The organism is Pseudomonas sp. 203-8, from assembly GCF_020708595.1.
GTDB classification, from domain to species: domain Bacteria; phylum Pseudomonadota; class Gammaproteobacteria; order Pseudomonadales; family Pseudomonadaceae; genus Pseudomonas; species Pseudomonas aeruginosa.
This window is the reverse complement of record NZ_JAJFDF010000015.1, coordinates 106,369-113,023: the sequence shown is the minus strand read 5'-3', so window position 1 is coordinate 113,023 and position 6,655 is coordinate 106,369. Positions and strand designations below refer to the sequence as shown.

Annotated in this window: 9 protein-coding genes and 2 pseudogenes; 8 read left to right on the top strand and 3 right to left on the bottom strand. The window is 55.4% G+C overall.

The features are described 5' to 3' along the window. The first annotated feature begins 671 nt into the window (after positions 1 to 671). Positions 672 to 1,565 carry a DUF6602 domain-containing protein gene (locus LJF27_RS28970; RefSeq protein WP_023103483.1) on the top strand — a complete coding sequence of 298 codons (894 nt, stop codon included), beginning with the start codon at positions 672 to 674 and terminating at the stop codon, positions 1,563 to 1,565. Positions 1,566 to 1,754: 189 nt separating this feature from the next. Next, positions 1,755 to 1,844 (top strand): annotated as a pseudogene (locus tag LJF27_RS28965) (integrase); the annotation flags it as partial. Positions 1,845 to 1,922: 78 nt separating this feature from the next. Here LJF27_RS28965 and LJF27_RS28960 read toward each other — a convergent pair. The 3 genes from LJF27_RS28960 to LJF27_RS28950 form a co-directional block, all read right to left on the bottom strand. After that, entirely contained in the window at positions 1,923 to 2,858 is a 936-nt protein-coding gene (locus LJF27_RS28960; protein WP_023090798.1) for a DUF6602 domain-containing protein, read from the bottom strand. 72 nt (positions 2,859 to 2,930) lie between these two features. Next, the gene (locus LJF27_RS28955) at positions 2,931 to 3,629 is read right to left on the bottom strand and encodes a hypothetical protein (protein WP_023116727.1); all 699 of its coding nucleotides are present in this window, start codon (positions 3,627 to 3,629) and stop codon (positions 2,931 to 2,933) included. 55 nt (positions 3,630 to 3,684) lie between these two features. Further along, positions 3,685 to 3,957, bottom strand: a complete 273-nt coding sequence (locus LJF27_RS28950; protein WP_071534339.1) for a DNA-binding protein — start codon at positions 3,955 to 3,957, stop codon at positions 3,685 to 3,687. A gap of 112 nt (positions 3,958 to 4,069) precedes the next feature. Between LJF27_RS28950 and LJF27_RS28945 the strand changes: the two genes are divergently transcribed. The 6 genes and pseudogenes from LJF27_RS28945 to LJF27_RS28920 all read left to right on the top strand — a co-directional run bounded on the left by LJF27_RS28945 (position 4,070) and on the right by LJF27_RS28920 (position 6,527). After that, positions 4,070 to 4,285, top strand: a complete 216-nt coding sequence (locus tag LJF27_RS28945; protein ID WP_023086597.1) for a hypothetical protein — start codon at positions 4,070 to 4,072, stop codon at positions 4,283 to 4,285. Next, positions 4,282 to 4,398: pseudogene (locus tag LJF27_RS30420) on the top strand (Arc family DNA-binding protein); the annotation flags it as partial. The gene LJF27_RS28945 and the pseudogene LJF27_RS30420, both read left to right, overlap by 4 nt. Before the next feature lie 256 nt (positions 4,399 to 4,654). Then, positions 4,655 to 4,942 carry a lysogeny maintenance protein PflM gene (pflM, locus tag LJF27_RS28935; RefSeq protein WP_031760609.1) on the top strand — a complete coding sequence of 96 codons (288 nt, stop codon included), beginning with the start codon at positions 4,655 to 4,657 and terminating at the stop codon, positions 4,940 to 4,942. 516 nt (positions 4,943 to 5,458) lie between these two features. Next, positions 5,459 to 5,893 (top strand): phage destabilizing protein, encoded by a 435-nt coding sequence (locus LJF27_RS28930; RefSeq protein WP_023115529.1) that lies wholly within the window; start codon positions 5,459 to 5,461, stop codon positions 5,891 to 5,893. 121 nt (positions 5,894 to 6,014) lie between these two features. Next, on the top strand, positions 6,015 to 6,266 hold the full coding sequence (locus tag LJF27_RS28925; RefSeq protein ID WP_003115979.1) for a hypothetical protein: 252 nt from the start codon (positions 6,015 to 6,017) through the stop codon (positions 6,264 to 6,266). 12 nt (positions 6,267 to 6,278) lie between these two features. Beyond that, positions 6,279 to 6,527 (top strand): major capsid protein, encoded by a 249-nt coding sequence (locus LJF27_RS28920; RefSeq protein ID WP_003140506.1) that lies wholly within the window; start codon positions 6,279 to 6,281, stop codon positions 6,525 to 6,527. The last annotated feature ends 128 nt before the right edge of the window (positions 6,528 to 6,655 follow it).

Sequence of the window (6,655 nt, the reverse complement as noted above, 5' to 3'; positions counted from 1 at the left end):
GGGACATCAGTCATTACCTGATGCATCGCTACAACTGGATCAGGCCGCATCAATTCAACGACGGGTTACCACCTGCGGTGGCCGAAGAAAAACTCAACCCACTGTCCGGGATGGGTTGACCACTACAATCGATCTGGACCAGTTGGAGCGGGCCTACTCGCTGATGATGTAAGGAAGAGGAGCCTTCCGGCTGCGCCTCCGCCGAAATCCAGGGGGCGCTTGCGATCTTTCCCGGGCTTTAGGCGGGGAAAGCCTGAAAACAGAAAGCCCCTGGCACTGGTTGGTGTCAGGGGCCTTTGCATTGGGATCTGGAGCGGGCGAAGGGAATCGAACCCTATAAAACAGAGTATTGAAGCGTTCCAACGTGTTCCAATGTCACTGTTTTTACTGTTTAAGTGCCTCACTCTGTGGCTTTCTGTGCTATTGATTTCGACACATTTTCGACAAGTATCTGGTGTCTGCTAACGGCCAGAATCAGTCATTCGAAGCGTCTACAAAAGCGGGGGAGATTCACATTGAACAGAAAAAACTTGCTTCGGGATCCCGCCCCAGCTCATCGTCGAGCTGGATATTGAGTAGAACGACGAGCCTGTCATCGATCAGAATTCCGGCCAAGTGCATTGTCCAGCGAGCATTTCGCCTAACCGCCACGCCATATCCAGAGGCACACCATGGATGATCTGTATCAACTTCTACGCGAAGACGCACTGCAGCTCTCTAGTGAGTTCCGCAAGGCATCCATTCAGGGGCATGGAACCTCGCAAGAAATTGCCGAGTTCCGAGAAAATGCCGTGCAAACGTTTTTGGCGCGTTATTTCCCGTTCCCACATCGGATCGCAAAGGGGAAAGTCCGCGATTCGTTTGGCAGCATCGCCGCATCCATCGACTGCGTCATCTGCGCCCCAAACCATCCATACACGGTGAGCGCTCGAGATAAGTTCAGCCTGTTGCTGGCAGAGGGCGTGGACTCCGTCGTTGAGGTCAAGCCGAATATCGCTGATAAGGCCGAACTTCATCGGGCACTTGAACAGGGGCTAACAGTCAAGAAGTTGCGACGTGCAACCACCTTGCTTTTTCGTAAGCATCATCCAATGTCGGAGTGGGCGAGGCGGGTGCCCTTTGGTGTTTTCTCCATGCAGTGCAAAGCCTCTCCAATCGAAACTGGGTTTGAGATATTGGAGTTTTACCAAGAGCGTGGCATCGATCCAATAGATCAAGCCGATTTCGTTGTAGTAAACGACGTGTGTGTATTCTCAAACTTTGTCGATAATTCTCTGAATCCTTGGAATATGGAAGGATTTCCAAACAAGACTGGGTGGTTTTATGAAGGTTGGGGGAAAGACAGCCTAGTAGGGTTCTTGATGAGGCTTCATCAAGTAGCACACGCCGGAATGAAACTACAAGAAGACGTCTTGCCGCGTTACCTAACCCCGCCTGCGGATGCACGATTTATGGTTGTGGATCTCGCCTATAAGTATGGAATCTACAAGCAGCTTCAAAGCCAACCGGGTGTCGACACCGCCACGATGCAGCGCGCTGTTCGGGCTATGAGTGGAGAAGGCTAGAGTCTGTGTAATCAAGCGGCGCTGGCCTACCAAAAAATAGGTCAGATTTATTTTTTCTACTCTAAATACCCGCCACCTGGCCGGTAGTTATCGCTCACTACCGGTTGCTTTCCACTAATAGTTGTCTGCTGGAACCATCTGAAGTCGACTCAATCCGACCGGCAGCCGTAACAGAGTTGCGCTCACTTTCTACTCAATAATACAAAGCTTGAGAGCACCGTTCGGTATCTTGGCATTGAGGTCGATGACGCCTTGGAGATGGCAGAGCAGACGGAGGTTTGGCCAGGCATAGCGACGGCCGGAGTCAGCCCGTCGCTAACCGGCCAAAAGCGGACGTTTATAGCAAGGAAGTAACCCCTATTCACCTTTATCGTTTGTGTAAATGAGCTCGTTCGGTACTTCAATTGCGGTTCCGAGCACGGTACTCATGTAAGAGCGGATATCAAATCCCGGGTGAAGGGCGTGGCTCTCAAGATCAAACCAGAGGCGCTGCAAGAACATGAACAGAGACTTGGCTGGATCAACAAGAACAGTCTGTCCTTGAACTTTCGTCTGAAAGGCTCGCGTGATTCCTGCATCAGTAGCAACGGCAACCCAGCGTTGCACATAACCATTGGTACTTGCCATATGGATGACACCCTGATCAAGTGCGCATGCGCGGATGACGCGGATCTCGGGGTATTTTGGTGCTGCGTCACGCAGCTTGACGCCACGAAATAAATACTGCCAATCGAACCACCGGGCGAAGGTTTCGAATGACTGGCAGTCGGTGCGATAAGCAAATGCGTACAGCGCTGGTGGGTAATGGTGAATTTGCTCTTCCCGCGTTTTGGTCTCCCAATAAGGCGTGAGAGCTGGCCGAAACTCAAGGTCCGAGACAGAGACGAGATTCTCCAGTGCAACCTTTGCCTCTGTGGATGACATAGAGGTTTTTACTTCTATAACTGCGTACACAATTTCAACGGGATAGACCTTGCGGAAGAAGCTAGCCTGTCTTTCAGCGTCGTAAATAACGATATCGGCCTGTTTGCTGACCTTTCCATGTCGGTCAATTATTAATGCATTGACCTCAACACCGAATCTCGGCGGCAGAAACTCGCGTATAATTCCAGCAATAGCAATTTCGTTCTCGGATCCGACGAGACCAGCATGCGGCAGCTTGCGATTAAACAGTAACGCGTCTGCCTCCAGCTTGTTGTAGATGCTGGAGAAATAGTGATCCAAGAAGTTGCGGTCTTCCGTTGGTGGCGAGTGAAGCATTCCGCCAAAATTCGGAGGTGCGTCAGAGGTCATATTACGAGGCTCAGCTATAAGTAGGCTTGGTATAATATTTCTGCTGGTTGTAATGGCGTTATTTTAATTAGATTATCCCATTGGGTTGAAGCTGCTCGCCGCAGTGCAGTAACGCGTCTTCATTCGATCACTGCTTACTTTTCGGTCATTGTCATAACGCGCACGCCAGATTCTGCATTGTTCATGGAAGTGCTGCTTGGCAGCCTTACGACACTCGCGGTAGTCGATTGAGCCGCGTCGGTGATTGGCGCAGACACTGGAGCCATCTATGTGATTGTTTACGGATAGCCATTCTGCTAGGTAGTTTGTACCCCCATTCCAGCTTTTGATCCACTTAGAGGTTCGTTTGCGGCTTGCTCGATTGGTTTGGCGCTGCCGTGTTTGCTGGGGCGCAGATACTACTCGATGGGGTGCTGACGGTGTGTAGGTGTTGGCCGGTTTTTGCCGCCTGTAATTACTATCGTTATAAACAGTCTGCTTAGGCTGGCTCTGTTGATAATTGTGTGAATTCACACTTTCCCAAAAAATTTCTTCTGATGTCTTTTGGGGCTGGTTTTGGGGAGTGTTATTGTTAGGGGTGTGAGCAGGTTTCTCAAGGTTAGAGGGTTGGCTGGGTTGTGGTTTTGGAAGGGAAGAGAGTTTGTTTCCTGCCATGTGTGAAGCCAATCCTGAAAGTCCTAGTCCTAGAGCAATTGCAAGCGTCCATTTACCAATGCTCTGGTTCCGCTTTCTCTTCAAGTGTTCCGGCGCATCGTCCCTGTCTGCTTTCATTTCTTGCCTTCTGTCCGTAGGGCGTACCATCGTAGTGCTACTTTTCTAGTGATCGCTATCCCGCGTTTTGATTGGGCAAGTTTCGATTGGCTTCGTCATAGGACGGACTAGTTTGCCCAATTTCAGGCATAACTTCTCCGGTCATGAGCCACCAGCGATACTGGGGATAGATTTTCCCCAACTGTTCTAGCTCTTCTGCGCCAATTCTCGCCCTACCTCTCTTAATACTCTGCCAGCGGACGTAGTCCTTGCTATTGACCTCTGCCAACTCTTTCAAGCTGGTCTGATCAAGCAATTGAAGCGCTCTATTGGCCATGCCTTCAGCCATTGATAAATACCATTATGGACTATTGTCATAATTCTCGATTTATGGATAATGTACATATGTACTATATCCATAGATGAGCTTTGCTAATGCCACGAATAGTGACGGAATGAGCATGGAACTGGAAGAGCTTAACCCCGGTGCCCTGATAGGGCCGCAACAGGATGTGGAGTCCATCGAACGGTGGGCGGAGCGTAACGGCATCAGTTACGGGACCGCCCGCGCCTGGGTTTACCGGGGCGTACTGCCGTCCGTGAAGCTCGGAAAGCTGCGCATGGTGAATAGCGCGCTGCTTCGCAACTGGCTGTTGGAACAGGAGTGGACGGCATGAGCCGCACCGATCCGCAATTCAAGCTCCGTATGCCTCTAGCCCTTCGCGCTCGGGTTGAACAGGCTGCCAAGGCCTCTATGCGTTCCCTGAATGCCGAACTGGTCTTCCGTGTTGAGCAGAGCTTTGAAGGCGTTGAGGTAGCGCGCGTTCTGTCGAGCAACCCGATTAACGCGTTGCTGAGCTTCCTTGAGGGCCATCTGTTGCACGCGGCGGAGCATCCCAGCGAACCCTTCGACCGCGCCCTGATGCTGATCGATGGCCTCATGGACGCCGGCTACCTCTCCCAGCCGGAAGAATCCTATCTGACCGACCTGCGGGTTGAAGCTCTCGCCTGGGGCCGTGCTCGCCAAGATAAGGAGGAAGCTGACCATGTCGTCTCCGAATTACTTGCGCCAAACCCACGCCCCGGACTGCGCCTGCTCTGTGTGCTGGTCCGCAAGGCAGGCCATCCCATTGCACAGCCCGTCGCCGTGTCCGGACTGCCGGCCCCCTGGGCTGCCCTATCGGGAAGATGGCCGCTGGCTCTGCCGTCCCCGTTCCTTCTGCGCGAAACACGACCCGTCCCGGCGTCCGCCGAAGTACTGGCACGTTGTGTACGACAGCGGGAAACCCACGCCCTTCGTGCCCGTGCGCGAAGCATTCCAACTGGAGGGCTGACCCATGCTCGCTAAGACCCTGAAAGCGCTGCTCCTGCTCTGCCTGATCCAGGCCGCCCGCACCGTGGCTGATCCGGTCAAGGGCCGCGCTCCCGGCTCGTCGGAACAGCTTCATCGTTCCGGCGAACGGAAGCACGGGCGGAGCGCACCCTTGAACGCCTCCCCCCTGAAACAGCCTCTGCTTGGGAGTGTGGGGCAGCTCCTCCGCCCCGCGCTCCCGAGCCATCGGCGGCAAGAGCGGGATGACAAGGGCAGAGTCCTTGGTGTTGCTCTGCGGGTTCCAAGGGGAAGCGTTCCCCTTGGCCGTCGGCGACGACGTTGCGATAGGGGGCGTTACCCGAATGGGCCGAGACGAACACCCGTGGTTGGCTTGGTTCGCTAGCGAATAGAGCCCGGCCCGAAGGGATCGCCCGACACATCACTTTTCACCCAACACCGCTGAATGAAGGCGAAACAGCCGAATTTGCAGCAGCGGGACAACTCACGCCGAAAAAGGCGAATTGAAGGAGAAACACCGATGAACATGTTTGCAACCCAAGGCGGCGTCGTCGAACTGTGGGTCACCAAGACCGACACCTATACCTCGACCAAGACCGGGGAAATCTACGCCTCGGTCCAGTCCATCGCGCCGATCCCGGAAGGTGCCCGTGGCAACGCCAAGGGCTTCGAGATCAGCGAATACAACATCGAGCCGACCCTGCTGGACGCCATCGTCTTCGAAGGCCAGCCGGTGCTCTGCAAGTTCGCCAGCGTGGTCCGCCCAACCCAAGACCGTTTCGGCCGGATCACCAATACCCAGGTCCTCGTGGATCTGCTGGCCGTGGGCGGCAAGCCGGTGGCGCCGACCGCCCAAGCCCCGGCCCGCCCGCAAGTGCAGGCCCAAGCCCCGCGCCCGGCCCAGCAGCCGCAGGGCCAGGACAAACAAGACAAGTCCCCGGACGCCAAGGCGTAAGCCGTAGGAGGCCGCGATGCTCCGCTATCTCTCGCTGTTCGCGGTAGGTCTGGCCACCGGCTACGCCTGGGGCTGGATCGACGGCCTGGCGGCCTCCCTGGCTGTTTGAGGACTGATCGCTATGTCAGGCGTTGTCGCTGTGCAGGTGTGTACCGCGTGGACCTCGACCCCCGAGGGCTTCATGGCGTGTCGTGAACTCGCATGGCAACAGGCCTACCTGATTCCGCCCGAGGCCGCTGGATACGTGGACATCCTGGTCAACGGTGGTTTCTCCCCGGAAGCCTTTGGCATCGGTGCCGCTGGCGTCCTGGGATCGTTCGTGACGGGGCTTTTGATTGGCTGGGTCGCGTCACTTCTTCGTAAAGCCAAGTAGAGAGGAAACACCATGAAAGCAATGAAGCAACGCATCGCCAAGTTCAGCCCGGTCGCCTCGTTCCGCAACCTGTGCATCGCCGGCTCCGTCACTGCCGCGACTTCGCTGCCGGCCTTCGCCGGGGTGATCGACACCAGTGCGGTCGAGGCCGCGATCACCGAGGGCAAGGGCGATATGTCCAGCATCGGCGGCTACATCGTCGGCGCCCTGGTGATTCTGGCCGTCGCCGGCCTGGTCTACAGCATGTTGCGCAAGGCGTAACGGGTGCTCTGGTCGGTGTGGTTGGGGGCGTTCTTCGCCGGCGCCTTCATCACCGGGTACCGGACCGGCGAATTCTTCTAACCGAACAGACCGAGGCGGAAGCCCCCTCCGGAGTTTCCGGCAGGGGG